Here is a 16557-nt window from a genome sequence, read left to right as displayed (position 1 = left end):
GCCTTCATCAAAGCACACAATGAAAACCCCAAACCCTACAAGTGGGTCAAATCCGCAGACGAGATCCTCGCCTCCGTCAAACGCTTCTGTCAAAAAACAATGAGCCGAACTTCGGATTCACGTGACTAGGCTCTCAGGCCCCATTGATGATTGTGTTGTAGCTCAGTTCGCCCTAATTTGAAGCATTCAGGGGGCGATGGTCGCTAAGAATATGTGTTAGCAACCTACTGGAGCATTCCCCGCTCTGCCAACGAACTGAGCGGAAGCAGTTGCAGGGTCGTTTGCGTGAATGAGAGCGACTATCTAGGGTCGGACGCGGACGCCCGCTCGATATTCTCCGCAATCGACTCTGCGGTGAGAGCAGTTGGCGAAGCAGATCGACGCGTATCGAAAAGTCAGATCGGGTTTTATCGGAAGTACCCATTTGCCGCTGTTTGGCGGCCGAACCAATATCTCAGCGGAAGCCATCCACCGCTAGTTTTGAGCATTTTCCTACAGCGAAGAGACCGATCTCTGCGCTGGAAGGAAATAGTCGAGCCCGAGCCAGGTCGCTTCACTCATCACCTGGAGATCAATGGCGCAACAGAAGTCGACCACCAGGTTCGGGAGTGGCTGCGGGAGGCATGGACATCTGCTACGTGACTGATCAGAGCCAGAAGATGACAGTTGCGGTGATGCATATGGCGGACTGAGCCGAAGCGGGGTCGGATCTGATCGTAACATTTTTGTAGGGTGACCTGCTAAGTCCGGTTTTGCCATGACCGGGGTCAAAACCCAACCTATTCCAGCAATCGGCTACCCCACAGCGGCTTCAGCCGTTCGAGGACGAACAGCATGACAATGCTGGCGAGCGCTATGATCCCTATTTCCTCAGGAGCGACGCGCGCAAAATTGAACAAGTCGGCAATCGGAGGAATAAACTGTGTTGCCAGCAAGATCGCGGCCACTAACCCAAGCACTACGCTGAGCGCCGGATTAAACCTGCGAAGCGCCGCCATGATCGAAGAGCTGAAGCGGCGGTTGATCAGGATCAGGCTGGTGATACCGAGAACGAGCGTGAGAAATGCGGTGGAACGGAGCTGTTCCTCGCCCATGCCGGACTCCCAGAAATACAGTGTCAGCCCCCCTGTCACGCCAAATGCCAGGCTACCCTGGATAACTGACCAACCCACCAGCCAGCGCGAAAACAATGATGTATCCGGTTTGCGTGGCGGCCTGGCCATGACGTTGCGCTCGTCCTCTTCGGCTTCGAAGGCGAGCGAACAGACAGGATCGATGATCATCTCCAGGAAGGCGATGTGGATGGGGCCCAACAACAAGGGCATGCCGGTCAGCAGCGGCAGCAGCGCGAGGCCAGCGATCGGAATGTGCACCGCAACGATGAAGCCCATTGCCTTGCGTAAGTTGTCATAGATGCGCCGTCCCATACGGATGGCCTTGACGATCGAGCCGAAGTCATCATCGAGCAGCACGATGGCCGACGCCTCGCGGGCAACATCGGTGCCGCGTCCGCCCATGGCGATGCCGATATGTGCCGCCTTGAGCGAAGGCGCATCGTTTACGCCGTCGCCCGTCATGGCGACGATTTCTCCCGATGCCTTCAACGCCTCGACGAGACGTAGTTTCTGTTCCGGCATGATGCGCGCACAGACGTTGACCGAGCCGATGCGCTGCCTGAGGTCGTCTTCAGACATGGCCGCCAGTTCATCGCCTGTCAGCACGTCGCCTGAATCAATCCCTGCTTGCTGCGCGATGGCGCGGGCAGTCTGCGGGTAATCACCGGTGATCATGATGATGCGGATGCCGGCTTCGCGGCATTGGCGCACGGCATCGGGGACCGAAGCGCGCAGGGGATCGGCAAGGCTGACCAGGCCACGGAAAGTGAAGCTGAAGGCTCGCTGTGAGTTAGGCAGTTCAGCGCCGGACCAGCGCGCATCGGCAACGCCCAGCACCCGCAATCCCTTGCTAGCCATGGCATCGATGGTGTCCTTCAGCCTCGCCTTCTCGTTTCCCGTCATACCGCAAAGTTCAGCGACAGCTTCAGGCGCGCCTTTCGTGGCGATAATCCGTTCCAAGGCCGGATCCGGGTTGCCCCACACATGCGACATCGCCAGCAGGGCGGGGTCGAGCGGATAATGATGGTCCAGCGTCCAACCTGCGCCCTGACGCGCCCTGACCGTTGCGGGCGCGTGTTCGTCACCAAGCTCGTGAAACGCCACTTCCATGGGGTCCAGCGGCTCCTGGGCGCTGGCGAGAATGCCAAACTCGGCCAGAAGGTGGAATTCCTCCTCCAGCATGAGTTTCTGCCGATCATCATGGATGAGGATCCGCCCATCAGGGAGACGCAATTCGGCTATCCGCATCCGGTTCTGGGTCAGCGTGCCGGTCTTGTCGGTGCACAGGGTGGTGGCTGCGCCCAGCGTCTCGATCGCCGCCGCCCGGCGGGTCAGCACCCGATTGCGCGACATGCGCATGGCGCCCATCGCCATGAAGATGGTGAGCACCACCGGAAATTCCTCCGGCAGCATCGACATGCCGAGCGCTATCCCGGCCAGTGCGGCCTCCAGCCAGCCCCCGCGAAACAGTCCGTAAAGAAGGACAACGAGCACGCTGGCCGCAGCGCCCGTCGCCGCAAACCACAACACCAACCGGCGTGTCTGCTGCCTGAGGCGGGGCGCTTCGGTTTCAAGCGTGGAGAGAACCCGGCCGATGCGGCCGATCTCGCTGGCAAGACCGGTTGCGGTGACGACGCACAGCCCCGTCCCGCGCACGACCAGCGATCCGGAATAGACGAACGGCAGATCATCTCCGCCTGGACGCGCCATGGCGGTTGGCCCCTCAGCCCCGCAGGCGGTCTTGCGCACAGCAACAGATTCCCCGGTCAGCAGGGATTCGTCGAGGTGCAGTCCGTCGTTTTGCGTGATCCATCCGTCGGCGGGCACCCGATCGCCTTCGGCCAGCACCACGAGATCGCCACGCGCCACCTCCCGCCCGGCGATGCGCTTCCTTGCCCCATCGCGGATGACGAGAGCCCGCGGACTGGTCAGATCGCGCAGAGCTTCGAGCGCCCGTTCGGTGCGGGTTTCCTGGACGACAGTGATGAGGATCGAAAGCCCGGCGAACGCAACCAGGATCAGGGCTTCCTGAAGGTCGCCCAGGGCCATGTATATGAGGCCCGCCCCGATCAGCATCGCCAGCATGGGTTCGCGCAGGACATCAAGGATAATGCGCGCAAATGTGCGCTGCCCGGTACGCGGCAGTTCATTGTAACCTTCCGTCCTCAGGCGCTCGGCGGCCTCGGCGTCGCTCAATCCGGAGAGCGAAGCCTGGCTTGGCTGTTGCCCCGAGATTTCAGGATTCGTCATAACTCTCGGGCCTTGCTTGCAACCGGAATTGCCGGACTTGATCTGGGTTGCGATTCCTCAAGACGATCAGACCACCGTCCCGAAGATCGTTCCGATGCCTGCCGTCAATGCCATGGCCAGAGCGCCCCAGAAGGTTACGCGCAGGGTGGCCCTCACGACCCTGGCTCCGCCAGCGCGCGCGCCGATGCCCCCGAGAAGAGCCAGAAAAATCAGCGAGGCAATCGAGACGCCCGCCACCAGCAGGGAGCGCGGCATCAGCAAGACCATGGCGAGCGGCATGGCAGCGCCAGCGGCGAATGTCGCTGCAGAGGTTAGCGCCGCCTGGATCGGGCGAGCTGCGGTAATCTCCGAAATGCCAAGTTCGTCGCGCGCATGGGCACCGAGCGAGTCCTTTGCCATCAGCTGGATAGCCACCTGTCGGGCGAGGTCTGCATCGACACCACGGTCCATGTAGATGCGTGTCAGTTCCTCGCATTCGTAATCCGGCTGGCCGGCTAGCTCTGCCTGCTCGCGGGCGAGATCGGCTTGTTCTGTGTCCGATTGGGAACTGACGGAAACATATTCGCCCGCAGCCATGGACATGGCCCCGGCGACGAGGCCGGCGACGCCTGCGATCAGAACCTCGGAGGTGGCGGTGGATGCCGCTGCCACGCCTACGATTAGACTGGCCGTCGAAACGATCCCGTCATTGGCCCCGAGAACAGCCGCCCGCAACCAGCCGATGCGCGAGACGAGATGGCTTTCCGGGTGTAGGTGAAGTCGGGACACCGGTGTTTCTCCTGACATTGACGTGAAACTTAATTGCAAAATATTGATCGGTATCCGGTAGATTGAATCGTGTCCGCCCTGAACAATCCGAATAGAAAGGCAGAGGCGGCACGAGACATCACGGCCCGATGTCGTCTACATCGCTCCTGAACTGCTTGCCGGCATCTTTGCCAAAGCCAAGCGCCTCTGCAACGGCAACATTCCAGCCGTAGGGATCTGTCCGGTACGTCACCTGGTTGGCCTGGCTCACATAGACGGTGCGATAGAGCAGCCTGACGGGTATCGCTTCGGGGAACCTGACGTAAGCGATCTTGCCGCTCGCACGCGCCCTGGACCATTGGTCGGCGATACCCTGCTGTTCAGCGAGCATTTGGGCAAAACCCAGCGCGTCACTGACGCGGACGCAACCATGGCTCAATTGACGCTGGTGCTTGTCGAACAGCGTTTTTGCGGGCGTGTCGTGCAGATAGATTGCCAGGCTGTTTTGCAGGTCGAACTTGACGAGGCCAAGCGAGTTGCGGGGCCCGGGCCCTTGAACGATCCAGCCGTTGCGCCAGCTCATGTTGTTGCGCCGGAAATAGGCTGCACTTTTTCCAGCCAATTCCCCCCTCTGGATCGATTTCGGCACCGTCCATGTGGGATTGGCAACGAGGCGGAACATGGAAGTGGATATTTGCGGCGTTTCCTTGCCCGGCTTGCCGACGACGACGTTGCGCTGATCGACCAGTTCGCCATCGCGGAAATAGCTCAGTTCAGCCGCCGCAGTATTCACGTCGATGCGTGTCGCCGGTGGCTCGCGTGTGAGCCAGCGCAATCGTTCCATCGCCACCGCAATCGACCGCGCATGGTCGCCAGGCCGCACATTGAGAATGGATAACGTATCGACGCCGATGACACCGTCATCCCTGATGTCGTAGTCGTGCTGGAAGGCCTTCACGGCCCTTACGATACCTACGGTGTAAAGGGTGCCATCTACGGGCTGCGATGGCGAGGCCTCGGTCGTCACCGGCATAGCCAGGTAGCGATGTTCCACGAGCGCCGTCACGATCTGGGGGATCCGTGGATCCCGGTCGCCTGGATGGATCAGGTCTCCGCTGGCAATCTGCGCGACGTTCTCCTGGGACGCTGCCTTTTGCTGCTGCAGGTAGGTGTCCGCCAAAGCGCGATACTCAGGGGTATCCGGCGCGAGGCTATCCAGCCACGCATCCACCCGGCCAGCCCGAACCGCTGTGGCCAATCCTGATGCGAGATCTACCTCAGGGCGAGGATGGGTGTATATGGTGTGGAGCTTCGCTGGATCAGCGACACCGCGAGCCAGCGCGCCTGCGAACATCAGGGCAGCACTGGTCAGGGCAATCTCGCGCGCTGGGGCGGATAGCTTCGATAATTCCGGGTGAAAATGCACGCGGTCCAGGCCGTGGTCCGCCCGCTTTCCAAGCGCGGCCCTCAATGCCTGCTCTGCACGCGGCGACCAAATGGCCGCCCAGTCGGCCTTTTCGTAGAACTCGCGGACTTGTGTGTCCTGCGCCTCTGCCTGCAATTCCGCAGCTGGAATGCTCGGGGGGAGCTCAGAAAGTTCTGATTGAGCCTCAGGTTCCCTTGTTTTGCTTACCTCTGGACCGCTGCAACCGGCAGTCAGCACAAGGACCACCGGAAAAATATGTTTTAGTTTCAAAGGCACGGGCGGTCATCTTCCAAGCTTGATGGCGTAAGCGCCGATACATCCGTGCTCTACCTCGCCAGTTCAATTGATGCGCTTATTGGAACCTCACTGTCCCGAAAAGAATTGCATGGAGCCAGTCGCGATGAAGCGTTGGTGCCAGGATAGGGCTTCGCCCAGCAAGGCGGGCGAGTGCTTACCATAGGAATCGCGCAGTGCCCGCTCGTAATAATCGGCGAGCATTGCCCTATAGTCAGGGTGAACGCATTTCTCGATAACGAGCCGGGCACGCTGCTTTGGCGCAAGCCCGCGCAAATCGGCCAGGCCACGTTCAGTCACGATCACCTGCACATCCTGATTGATGTGATCGACATGGCTGACTTGCGGCACAATCGTCGAGATCGCCCCACCCTTGGCGGTCGAAGGCGCCATGAAGATCGAGATATAGGCATTGCGGGCAAAATCGCCCGAACCGCCGATACCGTTCTGGATCGCCGATCCCATGACATGGGTGGAATTGACGTTGCCGTATATATCCGCCTCGATCATGCCGTTCATGGCGATGCAGCCGAGCCGCCGGATCAGTTCTGGATGATTGCTCATTTCCTGCGGGCGCAGGATGATCCGTTCTCGGTAGCGGTCCATATCGGCATTCAGTGCGTGTGCGGCCTCCGGGCTGAGCGAAAACGCGGTCGACGATGCCATCCGCAGCTTGCCCGCAGTGAGCAGGTCGAGCATTCCGTCCTGCAAGACCTCGGTATAGGCAGTCATGTTCTCGAACGGACTGTCGATCAGGCCGGTCAGCACGGCGTTAGCGATGTTGCCGACGCCCGATTGCAGCGGCAGCAGGTTGGCCGGAAGCCGCCCCTTCGCCACTTCATGCGCGAAGAATTCCAACAGGTGCCCGGCGATCAGCAACGCGCTCTGGTCGGGCGCCTTGAACGCCTGATTGCGATCAGGCGTGTCGGTTTCGACAATGGCGACGATCTTGGCAGGATCGCAGCGAAAGGTGGGCTGGCCGATCCGGTCATCTGGCCTGATCAGCGGGATCGGCACGCGGTGCGGCGGCAGGGCCGTTCCATAATAGATGTCGTGCATTCCCTCGAGCGCCGGGTTCTGCCAGCGATTGACCTCAAGGATGATCTGGTCTGCGCGGTCCAGCCAGGTCTTGTTGTTGCCCACTGACGAGGCGGGGACAAGCGAACCGTCTGGCAGGATCGCGGTTACTTCGACCAGCGCGGTATCCAGCGGGCCGAGGAAGCCCTGCCACGCCATCGGCGCGACCTGGCTAAGGTGCATGTCGAAATAGTTCATTTCGCCGCGGTTGATCTGTCCGCGGGCAATCGGATCGGAATTGTAGGGCAGGCGAAAGTCGATGCCCTTGGCCTTGGCCAGAGCGCCGTCCAGCTCGGGACCGGTGGAAGCGCCGGTCCACACGCTGATCGAGAAGGGATCGCCGGCATCGTGCGCCGCCTCGATCCGCCGCGCCAGCGCCAGCGGAACTGCCTTGGGATAGCCGGAGCCGGTAAAACCGCTCATGCCCACCGTGGTGCCCGGCGCGATCAGCAGGGCGGCGGCATCGGCACCCATCACTCGCGATTGGAGCGCGACGTTCGCAATGCGTGAACTGGTCAATTCGCAATCTCCGTTGTTGTTGGTCAGGCGCAGCTGCGTAGGTGGCAGTTCATGGTCGATCAACGCCGTTTTCAGATGACGCAGGCCAAGCCAGCAAAGTTGGGAAAGTCCGCGTTAGAGCCCGTCGCTAAATAGATCGATTGGGGATTTGCGATCAGCTCTTTTGAATATGATGCAACGATATGGACCTCTGAGGGAATGATAAAGCGTGATGGGCGTTGAACGATGAGCGCGAAAATCCGGCGCCTGCATCGTTGTGGCGCCGGGCCAGTGCGCGGGCAATTCGCCGACTATGCTGGATATATTAAATGGCAGCCTGCAACCGCACAGCAACGGCACAATGCCCGTCATGCGATTTGCCCCTGGGAGCCCAAAGAAGTAATGCTTTGGCAATGACATGCCTTGCAGACTCGGCGTCCGTCGGGATGCAACGCGCCTTACAGGTTTGCCGAAACCTCACATGCATGGATACGCGGGTGCGCAACCTACTTCCGATCATCATTCCCGCAATGCTTCTAGGCGCTTGTGATCGTCAGGAAGATACCCGGAACGGCAGCAGCGCATCTGCAGTGGATGACCGGCCTGCGGACTCACCGACGGCTCAAACCGCGAAGCGCCCGGATGCGCTTTGGGTCTTGCAGCCAAGCGCTGAGGCCAGTGTACTGGTCTTGCAGACGCAAGCCGGCAACCCGATCCTGTCTCTCACTTGCCCTTCGGGAGGAAACCGGCTGCAAGTCAACGTGCCCGGTTTCACGCCGACCGGCAGCGAGGAGCGGCTGTCATTTGGCAGTGGCGGCGAAGTGGAAGCGCTTGTCGCAGATTTCCGCGGCGATCGCCGGCTTGGCGGCGTCAGCGCGGCGGGAGCGGTTCCGGCTAACCTCGCGGCGCTCGTGGGCGGCCCGGTCTCGGCAAGCTATGGCTCCCAGACCAGTGGTCCCCATCCTGCTGTGCCCGAGGACGTTGTCGGGTCGTTCGTCGCCGGCTGCCGCAACCGGGCAGCAGTGGGGACACCGCGCGCGGGAATGCCAGGCCGAACGGTCAGCCCCTGCCTCGTTCAGGACGGCCGGGAACTTTCGGCACAGCCCATGCGCGCAATCGGCACCGAACCATTCTGGGCCGCGCGAATCGAAGGTCGCTGCGTCACTTATTCCCACCCGGAGGATCAGCCCGGCACCCGGCTCTGGACCCGGTACACGGCAACGCAGCTTGGTGGCATGTGGACGGGCGCGCTTGACGGTCGACCGTTCGTATTGCGGACCCGTAAGACACCCAGCTGTTCGGACGGCATGTCGGACAAGAGCTACCCTGTGGCCGTTGAGCTCCTGGTCCATGACGAGCTGCGGAAGGGCTGCGCCGAACCGATGTGAGGTGGGATTGCTGTTTCTGAACTATGCAATCGGCAAAAAAAAGCGGTTCGCCAGACCAAGTCCAGGAACCGCTTTGAAAGTCAGGAACACGCAGCACAAAAGCCACGAGCCCTTCGGGTCGCGCTTTCCCGCTTACATCCTTTCTGGATTTGCGATTGTATGGATTCGACTGATGCAGAAAAAATCGTGACGTGATTTGCCAATCCGTCATTGTTGGCAGGGCGAGTGGATGCAACCGGCGGACACATGCCTCCGGCCAGCATTCATCCGGATGCATGGCCGCGAACAAGTCGGCAAACCCCAGCGCAGACGGCTACGTCAAGACCCGGGAACGAGGATTGCGGAATTGCTCCGCAGAGCCTCAACGACAGCATCCATGACTGCCCGCACCCGCGGCATGTGGCGCGTATCGACATGCACACCGAGCCAGATATCGGTTTGACCAAGGTCAATGGATTCATGCGGATGGACGCATATGCGCATTGGCATGATCCCCCGCTCCTCCCTCGAAGATCTGCTGGCGGCCCTGTCCGAACCGACACGGCTCGCCGCGCTTCAGGTCGTTTGGGACGGGCAGGAGCATTGTGTGTGCGAGCTGATGGATCGTCTCGGCGCATCGCAATCGCGCATGTCGCGCCATATGACGCGGCTCAGGACCGCCGGATTGCTCACGGATCGGCGAGACGCCCAGTGGGTGCGCTATCGCCGCAACCCCGATATCCCTGAGGCATGGGTCGCCATCATTGATGCCGTGCTTGCGGCAAGGCCTGCGGTGATCGCCGCCCAAATGAAAGTTGCATGACATGCCCACGCAGGGCCTTCCCCTCAAGCGATCGACCGGTGCCTGGATCGGCGGCATCGCCCTCGCCGTGGCAATCTGGTTCGCGCTTTACCGGCAACTCCAGCCCTTTTCGCGCTGGGCAGTGGTGCAACTGCCAATCCCGCAAGGCAGCGCGCTCGCCTCGTCGGTGGAATTCTTCATCTATGATACGCCCAAGGTGCTGATGCTCCTGGCGCTCGTCGTCTTCGCAATGGGCGTGGTCCGCAGCTTCTTTTCGCCCGAACGCACGCGTGCGATCCTTGCGGGCAAGCGCGAAGGGCTTGGCAATGTCGCCGCTGCCGGGCTCGGCATCTTCACGCCGTTCTGCTCGTGCTCAGCCGTGCCGCTGTTCGTCGGCTTCGTCTCCGCAGGCGTGCCGCTTGGCGTCACGTTCTCCTTCCTGATCGCCGCGCCGATGATCAACGAGGTCGCGCTTGGCCTGCTCTTCGCGCTGTTGGGGTGGAAGGTCGCCCTGACCTATCTCGCCTTCGGCCTCATGATTGCGATTGTCTCGGGCTGGGTCATTGGACGCCTCCATCTCGAAGGCTGGCTGGAGGAGTGGGTCCGCAATATTCGCGCAGGCGACGTCGATCTCCAGCCCGACGAACTGACCTGGTTCGACCGGTTCGAGGCTGGTTGGGACGCGGTCAAGGAGATCGTCGGCAAGGTCTGGTACTGGATCATCACCGGGATCGCGGTCGGCGCCTACATCCACGGTTATGTCCCTGCCGAATTGCTGTCGCGGATCATGGGCGCTGACGCCTGGTGGTCGGTGCCTGCGGCAGTGCTGCTCGGCGTGCCGATGTATTCGAATGCCGCCGGCATCATCCCCGTCGTCGAGGCCCTGCTCGGCAAGGGCGCTGCCTTGGGCACCGTGCTCGCCTTCATGATGTCGGTGATCGCCCTGTCCCTCCCGGAAATGATCATCCTGCGCAAGGTGCTGAGCGTGAAGCTGATTGCCGTCTTCGTCGCGGTGGTTGCTTCCGGCATCCTGACTGTGGGGTTCCTGTTCAATTTCCTGTTTTCATGAAAGGATAATGCGATGAAAGAAGTGAAAGTTCTGGGTCCGGGCTGCGCCCGCTGCAAGACCACCGAAGAGATGGTCAAGGTCGAGGCCGCCAAGCTCGGGATCGACGTCTCGGTCGAGAAGATCACCGACTATGAGGCCATCGCCAAATTCGGCATCGTCTCGACGCCCGGCATCGTCATCGACGGCAAGGTGGTTCATGCCGGAGGTCTTCCCAAGACCGACGATCTCCAGCGCTGGCTTCAGGCCTGAGGAATGGAAACGCACGACATCGTCATCATCGGCGGCGGCCAGATGGGGCTGTCGCTGGGCTACTACCTGCGCCGGGCCGGGGCGGACTTCCTGATCCTTGATGCCGAGGATGGTGCCGGCGGCGCCTGGCGGCACGGTTGGGATTCGCTGCGCCTGTTCTCGCCCGCCGGCTACAGTTCGCTGCCGGGCTGGCTGATGCCGCCGCCCGCCCATGAAGGCTATCCGACCCGCGACGATGTTCTCGATTATCTTGGCCGCTATGAGGCGCGATACGAGTTCCCGATCCGGCGCCCGGTCCGGGTGGAGACTGTCGAGCGTGCCGATGAGCTCCTCGAAGTGGTGACTGACAAGGGCCGCCTCGCCGCTCGTGCGGTAGTCAGCGCCACCGGCACCTGGTCGCATCCCTACATCCCCGAAATCGAGGGGCGCGACGCATTCAAGGGCGCGCAGGTCCATTCGGCCCATTATGTCCGTCCCGAGGATTATAGCGGGCAAACGCTGCTGGTGGTCGGGGGCGGCAACAGCGGCGCCCAGATTATGGCAGAGCTGGCCCCCGTCGCACGCACCCTGTGGGTCACAGCCCACGATCCGCTATTCCTGCCCGACGATGTCGATGGCCGCGTCCTGTTCGAACGCGCAGTCGCGCGAATGAAGGCTGGCCCGAGCGACACGCCGGTAGGCGGCATCGGGGATATCGTCATGGTCCCCCCGGTCAAGGAAGCCCGCGCGCGCGGAGACCTCAGTTCTGTGCGCCCCTTCGAACGGATGACGGCCAAGGGCGTTGTCTGGGTCGACGGTTCGGAAACGCAAGTCGACGCGATCATCTGGTGCACCGGCTTTCGCCCTGCGCTCGATCACCTGGCACCGCTCGGTGTGGTCGAGGAAGATGGGCGCGTGTTGGTCGATGGCCAGCGCTCGATCAAGGAGCCGCGGCTCTGGCTCGCGGGCTATGGCGACTGGAGCGGCCCAGGATCGGCTACTCTGATGGGCGCTGCAAGAACCGCGCGCGATCTGGCGGCCAGAATGACGGCCGAAGTGCCAGCTGCCAGCGCCACCTGAACGAACCAGAGAGAGAATTTCGATGGATGTCCTGAAACAGATTATCGAGACATACCGCCACATGATCCCGACCGATTGTGAAACTGCGCGCGCTATCGACCGGGGAGCCTCGGTCGAAGAGATCTGCGCCAGCGCGACGAGCGATGGTCTGCATGATTTTGCGGGAGCACTGTTTTCCGCTGACATCGAAGTGGTACAGACGAACCACGGACCGATCGAAGCCGACGAAACACTCCTGGACAACATCGACCAGGTTCTGGCGGACTACGAGCACCGGCTTCCCCCGAACTGCGAAACGGTCCGCCTGATCAAGAGCGGTGCGCAACTGGAACTGATTTCTGAAGCGGCCGAAGCCGAAGGGTTGCACGATCTGGTTGCTGTCCTATTCGAAGCCGAACAGGAGCGATTTCTGGGCGGTGCTTCATAAAGTATGCTTACTAGGAGGCAGCGATCGGGAACGGCTGGCCTGCGCAATGTCCACATCGATTGGCAAATCATGGCATCGTTAGTCTGCCATCGAACGTCAGAAATTTAGTCAATGGCACCTGAATCCAGACGAACAAGACGTGACCCAACTCCGGACTTTCATGGATCGGTGCGAACACATGCGGACAAAAGAGTACTCTTAATCAGCGGGTCCTAGGTTCGAGCCCTAGTGCGTCCACCACCTTCCCCATACTTTTCAATGAGTTATCGCGCAGGCCAGAACACGCCGCCGATAGCCTTTCTGTGCTAGGTAGCTCTCTAGGTAGCAGCGCGCTAATGCAGCGCTGAGGCGCATCAGCGGTCTTGGTGGAGATTTCAGCGTCTGCGAGTGGCGATCTGCCATAACGCGAGTCGTCGGTTCACGTCCCAACCATTGCGGCGGCTAATCCCACCTTGCGTCTAAGCAGCATGGCACGCTGGGATGGCCGCTTAGAGCCTCAGGCAGCGCCGGTCATAATGACAGCTAGGCTACCCGAGCTCCGATCCAGATCACCCGGCCGACAATATCGACGCCTTTGCGCTGGATGCCCTGCCAGCTCGGATATGCAGGGTGGTCGGTAAGAACGGTCAGACGGTTCTTCGTTGGGTCGATCGCTATTCGCCTTACGAAGATTTCAGAAGACCCACGGATGGCGTAAAGGCCTTCACGCACGCTCTCCTGGAAGCGAACTCGGCTAATCATAACCTCGTCGCCATTACGGAGGGTCGGCTCCATCGCCTCACCAACAATTGGCAAGATTGCGACACTGGCGGGCTGATCACACAGCCGACCGAGCCAAGCCGCATCAACCAGCCGCCATTGTGAGCGTGAATCGTTACCTGTCCCGTTCAGCAATGGGACTTTTACTATCGAACGCTGCCCGACTGTCGGCCCCTCCTTTCCACCGAGCATCTCTACGGGCACGTCAAAATGCAATGCCAGCAGCGCTATATCGCTTTGGTCAAGGCGGGCTGGAGAACCTCGTTTAATGAACTGCTGGATGTATGCCGAGTTTCGCCCGAGGAGGCGCGAAATCGATGCGTAGGTCTCTCCTCGCTCGCTGATTAGGCCATCCAACGCCTCCCGCGGCTCCATCCTATCGTCTCCTTCGATTTCCTACCTCTCTATCACACGCCGGAGGAATAATCCTAGTCGGACAGCCCCGACAAGGTCAGTAGGGCAAGCGAAAGAAACAAACGTCGTACGGGAGCACAATGCCACGGCACCTGCGCTACTGGGTCGGCCTCGACGCCGGCCACTTGGAGACTGCGGTCTGCCTCGTCGATGCCGAAGGAAACGTTTTCTTCGAGGCAATGACTGAGACCCGCGCTGCTCCGATAAGGGATATCCTTCGCCGGTTCGGCGTTGAGCCTGTCCAGTCTATTACGATCGAGGCCGGTGTCGGCACTCAGATGGTTCGGGATCTCCGTTCGTTCGGTTTTCCCGTTCAAGTCGCCGACGTTCGCAAATCAAGCAAATTCCTGGCGATCCGACGTCAAAAGACAGATGCGAATGATGCCAAAGGTCTCGCTGAGCTTGGCCGACTGGCGCAGTCCTTCGGTCCCCATGTTTTCATCAAACCGGTGGAGCACCAGGACATCCGGATAATGATCAACATCCGTCGAACCCTGCTAAAGCATCGAGCCAGGACGGATGCGCTGCTCCAGTCCATATTCAGATTGCACGGTGCCAGTATCAAGCTCCTGAATGGGCGAGGATCGCTCGCAGCTGAAGTCGCTAACCAACTCAGGCTTTTGAGCACCAACGGCGTGACGATCCGCGTCGATTTGGATCCCCTGGTCAGGATGGGAGAAGATCTGCGCTCTCATATCTGGGATATGGATCGAAAGATGCGCACAATGGCCGCCAGCATCCCGGTTTGCGCCAGATTTCAGACGATTCCTGGCGTTGGGACAATCACAGCGCTGTCATTTTACAGCGCCGTCGGAGACCCGTACCGCTTTAGAAGCAATCGAGATGTCGGGCCTTATCTCGGCCTAACGCCCAATCTGTATCAATCTGGCGCCACCGCGCGCCGCGGCCGGATCAGCCGCTACGGAAACAAGCTGACCAGGTCGCACCTAATCACAGCAGCCACCGTGCTGCTTCGCACAATCAAAACCGAAAGTTCATTGCGTACTTGGGGCCTCCGGCTGGCAACAAAGATCGGATTTCTCAAGGCTCGCGTTGCCGTCGCAAGGAAGCTCGCTGTGATCATGATGGCAATGTGGAAGACGGGCGCCTCGTTTGATCCAGACAAATCGAAACCACGGTTGCTCCACCCGGAGCAGGCAGGCTTGGACCCCGTACGGATTTCTGGGACCAAGATCCCGTTGTAGGTAATTGGGCCAAGCCTGCCGTCTGATCCCGCGTCCGGCGGCCTTTTAGCAGGTCGAGCCACGGTGCGCCCGGCTAGGCCGCAATCGCACGATCCTCTTCGAACGAAAAGGCACGAGGCATTGCGACGGCGTGCCCGTCGAAGTTTCGCGTTATCTCGACAGCAATCAGGCTGTCTCCAGGGAAGGCCGGGCTCAGTTCCAAGGTGAGGTAGTCGAACAGAGTGCGTTCGTGCACTGCGATAATGATCTGCCGATCAGAGGTGGCCTGGCAAAACTGGACAGTGGGTTAAGTGGATTTTCTGCCTGACGGCGGCCATGTTGGCCGCGTGACAGGAGTAGAGATGAGCAAACGACCACGCCGGAATCACAACCGGGCATTCAAGGCGAAGGTGGCGTTGGCCGCCGTGAAGGGCGAGAAGACGCTGGCGGAGTTGGCGCAGCAATTTGACGTTCACCCGAACCAGATCACGACCTGGCGCTCGCAGCTTCTGGAAGGGGCTGCTGGTGTATTTGGCAGCGAGATGCGGAACGAGGCTTCCGAGCCGGCGGTCGACGTAAAGACGCTGCACGCCAAGATCGGCGAACTGACGCTGGCCAACGATTTTTTGGCCGGCGCGCTCGGCAAGGCGGGACTGTTGCCGAGCGCAAAACGATGATCGACCGTTCGCACCAATTGCCGCTGGCGCGGCAGGCTCGGGAGCTGGGGATCAGCCGGGGTAGCGTATACTACCTGCCCAAGCCGGTTTCAGCGGCCGATCTTGCGATCATGCGGCGCATGGATGAGTTGCACCTGGAGTTTCCGTTCGCGGGCAGTCGGATGCTGCGCGATCTGCTGCGGCAGGAAGGCATCGAGATCGGCCGGCAGCATGTTGGCACGCTGATGAAGAAGATGACAATCGAGGCGATCTACCGCCGCCCGAACACATCGAAGCCGGCTCCGGGGCACAAGATCTACCCCTATTTGCTGCGCAAGCTGGCGATCACCCGGCCCAACCAGGTCTGGGCGACCGACATCAGCTACATTCCGATGGCGAAGGGGTTCGTCTATCTCGTGGCCATCGTCGACTGGTTCAGTCGCAAAGTCCTGGCTTGGCGGGTGTCGATCACGATGGAGGCCGATTTCTGCGTCGAGGCGCTGGAGGAAGCGCTGGCGCATTATGGCAAGCCGGAGATCTTCAACACCGATCAGGGAAGCCAATTCACGAGCATGGCCTTCACCAGCGTGCTGCTGCGCGAAGAAATCGCCATCAGCATGGATGGCCGGGGCGCATGGCGCGACAACGTCGTGGTCGAGCGCCTGTGGCGCTCGGTCAAATATGAGGAGGTCTACCTCCGCGCCTACGGCGCAGTCAGCGAGGCGCGGGGCTCGATCGGCCGGTATCTGAGCTTCTATAATAGCAGGAGGCCTCATTCGAGCCTTGCCGCCAAGACGCCGGATCAAGCGTATTTTGACAATCTGCCACTGGCGATGGCAGCATGAACTTGGCCGCCGATATGGGGCATCACTCCGGTCGGGCTACGCCCTCCCTGCATAATGCCCCATATCGGCAGTTCGAGGAAACAACCGGCAGACGATCCACTTAGCCATCGCCGATCCCTGTTCAGACCAACCAGGCCACCTCTGTATTGCCCGGCAGGAGCATAGCCGGAAAGGATTCGCTATTCCAGTGATATGACGGAGCGGGAATGGTCGTTGGTGGCTCCCTTCATCCCACCAGCCAAGCGCGGAGGCCGGCGCCGCAGGACGGACATGCGCGAAGTCCTGAATGCCTTGCTCTACATCGCCGCGAGTGGCTGTG

At 60.7% G+C, this 16557-nt stretch carries 16 protein-coding genes and 2 pseudogenes; 11 read left to right on the top strand and 7 right to left on the bottom strand.

The features are described 5' to 3' along the window. Positions 1-129 (top strand): annotated as a pseudogene (locus QMG56_RS22040) (IS630 family transposase); the annotation flags it as partial. Between the two features lie 84 nt (positions 130-213). Then, positions 214-642 carry a DUF5655 domain-containing protein gene (locus tag QMG56_RS23590; RefSeq protein ID WP_375713751.1) on the top strand — a complete coding sequence of 143 codons (429 nt, stop codon included), beginning with the start codon at positions 214-216 and terminating at the stop codon, positions 640-642. A 137-nt stretch (positions 643-779) separates the two neighbouring features. Here the strand turns inward: QMG56_RS23590 and QMG56_RS22035 are convergent, their stop codons facing one another. From QMG56_RS22035 to QMG56_RS22020, 4 genes are all read right to left on the bottom strand, one after another. Beyond that, positions 780-3365: a cation-translocating P-type ATPase gene (locus tag QMG56_RS22035; protein ID WP_281824943.1), complete on the bottom strand. Its 2586-nt coding sequence runs from the start codon at positions 3363-3365 to the stop codon at positions 780-782. A 66-nt stretch (positions 3366-3431) separates the two neighbouring features. Continuing rightward, positions 3432-4133, bottom strand: coding sequence for a VIT family protein (locus tag QMG56_RS22030; RefSeq protein WP_216313535.1), 702 nt, complete (start codon positions 4131-4133; stop codon positions 3432-3434). Positions 4134-4251: 118 nt separating this feature from the next. Then, positions 4252-5673 carry a L,D-transpeptidase family protein gene (locus tag QMG56_RS22025; protein ID WP_281824940.1) on the bottom strand — a complete coding sequence of 474 codons (1422 nt, stop codon included), beginning with the start codon at positions 5671-5673 and terminating at the stop codon, positions 4252-4254. Between the two features lie 228 nt (positions 5674-5901). Further along, the gene (locus tag QMG56_RS22020; RefSeq protein ID WP_216313946.1) at positions 5902-7428 is read right to left on the bottom strand and encodes an acetyl-CoA hydrolase/transferase family protein; all 1527 of its coding nucleotides are present in this window, start codon (positions 7426-7428) and stop codon (positions 5902-5904) included. Between the two features lie 464 nt (positions 7429-7892). Between QMG56_RS22020 and QMG56_RS22015 the strand changes: the two genes are divergently transcribed. Further along, positions 7893-8795, top strand: coding sequence for a COG3650 family protein (locus QMG56_RS22015; protein ID WP_281824937.1), 903 nt, complete (start codon positions 7893-7895; stop codon positions 8793-8795). Between the two features lie 318 nt (positions 8796-9113). Here QMG56_RS22015 and QMG56_RS22010 read toward each other — a convergent pair whose 3' ends face one another. Next, positions 9114-9284 (bottom strand): hypothetical protein, encoded by a 171-nt coding sequence (locus tag QMG56_RS22010; protein ID WP_281824935.1) that lies wholly within the window; start codon positions 9282-9284, stop codon positions 9114-9116. Here QMG56_RS22010 and QMG56_RS22005 point away from each other — a divergent pair. From QMG56_RS22005 to QMG56_RS21985, 5 genes are read left to right on the top strand one after another with little or no spacing between them, the layout of a single operon-like run. Next, positions 9283-9597, top strand: coding sequence for a helix-turn-helix transcriptional regulator (locus tag QMG56_RS22005; RefSeq protein WP_216313540.1), 315 nt, complete (start codon positions 9283-9285; stop codon positions 9595-9597). The two genes, QMG56_RS22010 and QMG56_RS22005, sit on opposite strands and share 2 nt — an antisense overlap. A gap of 1 nt (position 9598) precedes the next feature. Next, positions 9599-10645, top strand: coding sequence for a permease (locus QMG56_RS22000; protein WP_216313542.1), 1047 nt, complete (start codon positions 9599-9601; stop codon positions 10643-10645). Between the two features lie 12 nt (positions 10646-10657). Next, positions 10658-10894, top strand: coding sequence for a thioredoxin family protein (locus QMG56_RS21995; RefSeq protein WP_216313544.1), 237 nt, complete (start codon positions 10658-10660; stop codon positions 10892-10894). A gap of 3 nt (positions 10895-10897) precedes the next feature. Further along, entirely contained in the window at positions 10898-11953 is a 1056-nt protein-coding gene (locus tag QMG56_RS21990) for an ArsO family NAD(P)H-dependent flavin-containing monooxygenase (RefSeq protein ID WP_216313546.1), read from the top strand. 22 nt (positions 11954-11975) lie between these two features. Next, positions 11976-12380 carry a hypothetical protein gene (locus QMG56_RS21985; protein WP_281824931.1) on the top strand — a complete coding sequence of 135 codons (405 nt, stop codon included), beginning with the start codon at positions 11976-11978 and terminating at the stop codon, positions 12378-12380. A gap of 522 nt (positions 12381-12902) precedes the next feature. On the opposite strand, the gene QMG56_RS21980 is transcribed toward QMG56_RS21985, so the two are convergent. Next, positions 12903-13514: a S24 family peptidase gene (locus QMG56_RS21980; RefSeq protein ID WP_281824930.1), complete on the bottom strand. Its 612-nt coding sequence runs from the start codon at positions 13512-13514 to the stop codon at positions 12903-12905. 119 nt (positions 13515-13633) lie between these two features. Between QMG56_RS21980 and QMG56_RS21975 the strand changes: the two genes are divergently transcribed. Further along, complete coding sequence (locus QMG56_RS21975; RefSeq protein WP_281824928.1) at positions 13634-14758, top strand: IS110 family transposase; 1125 nt, start codon at positions 13634-13636, stop codon at positions 14756-14758. Positions 14759-14831: 73 nt separating this feature from the next. Here the strand turns inward: QMG56_RS21975 and QMG56_RS21970 are convergent, their stop codons facing one another. Further along, a complete protein-coding gene (locus tag QMG56_RS21970) occupies positions 14832-14993 on the bottom strand; it encodes a hypothetical protein (RefSeq protein ID WP_281824925.1) in 162 nt (53 codons plus the stop codon). A 106-nt stretch (positions 14994-15099) separates the two neighbouring features. On the opposite strand from QMG56_RS21970, the gene QMG56_RS21965 reads away from it, so the two are divergent. Further along, positions 15100-16238, top strand: a protein-coding gene (locus QMG56_RS21965) for an IS3 family transposase (protein WP_281824923.1) whose coding sequence is annotated in 2 segments (ribosomal slippage) — positions 15100-15366 and positions 15369-16238 — 1137 coding nt in all. Because the reading frame shifts where the segments join, the coding sequence is not laid out codon by codon here. Between the two features lie 145 nt (positions 16239-16383). After that, positions 16384-16557: pseudogene (locus QMG56_RS21960) on the top strand (transposase); the annotation flags it as partial.

Origin of the sequence: Sphingobium sp. BS19, from assembly GCF_027925545.1 — a bacterium.
Lineage (GTDB): Bacteria > Pseudomonadota > Alphaproteobacteria > Sphingomonadales > Sphingomonadaceae > Sphingobium.
This window is presented reverse-complemented; position numbering and strand designations above follow the sequence as displayed.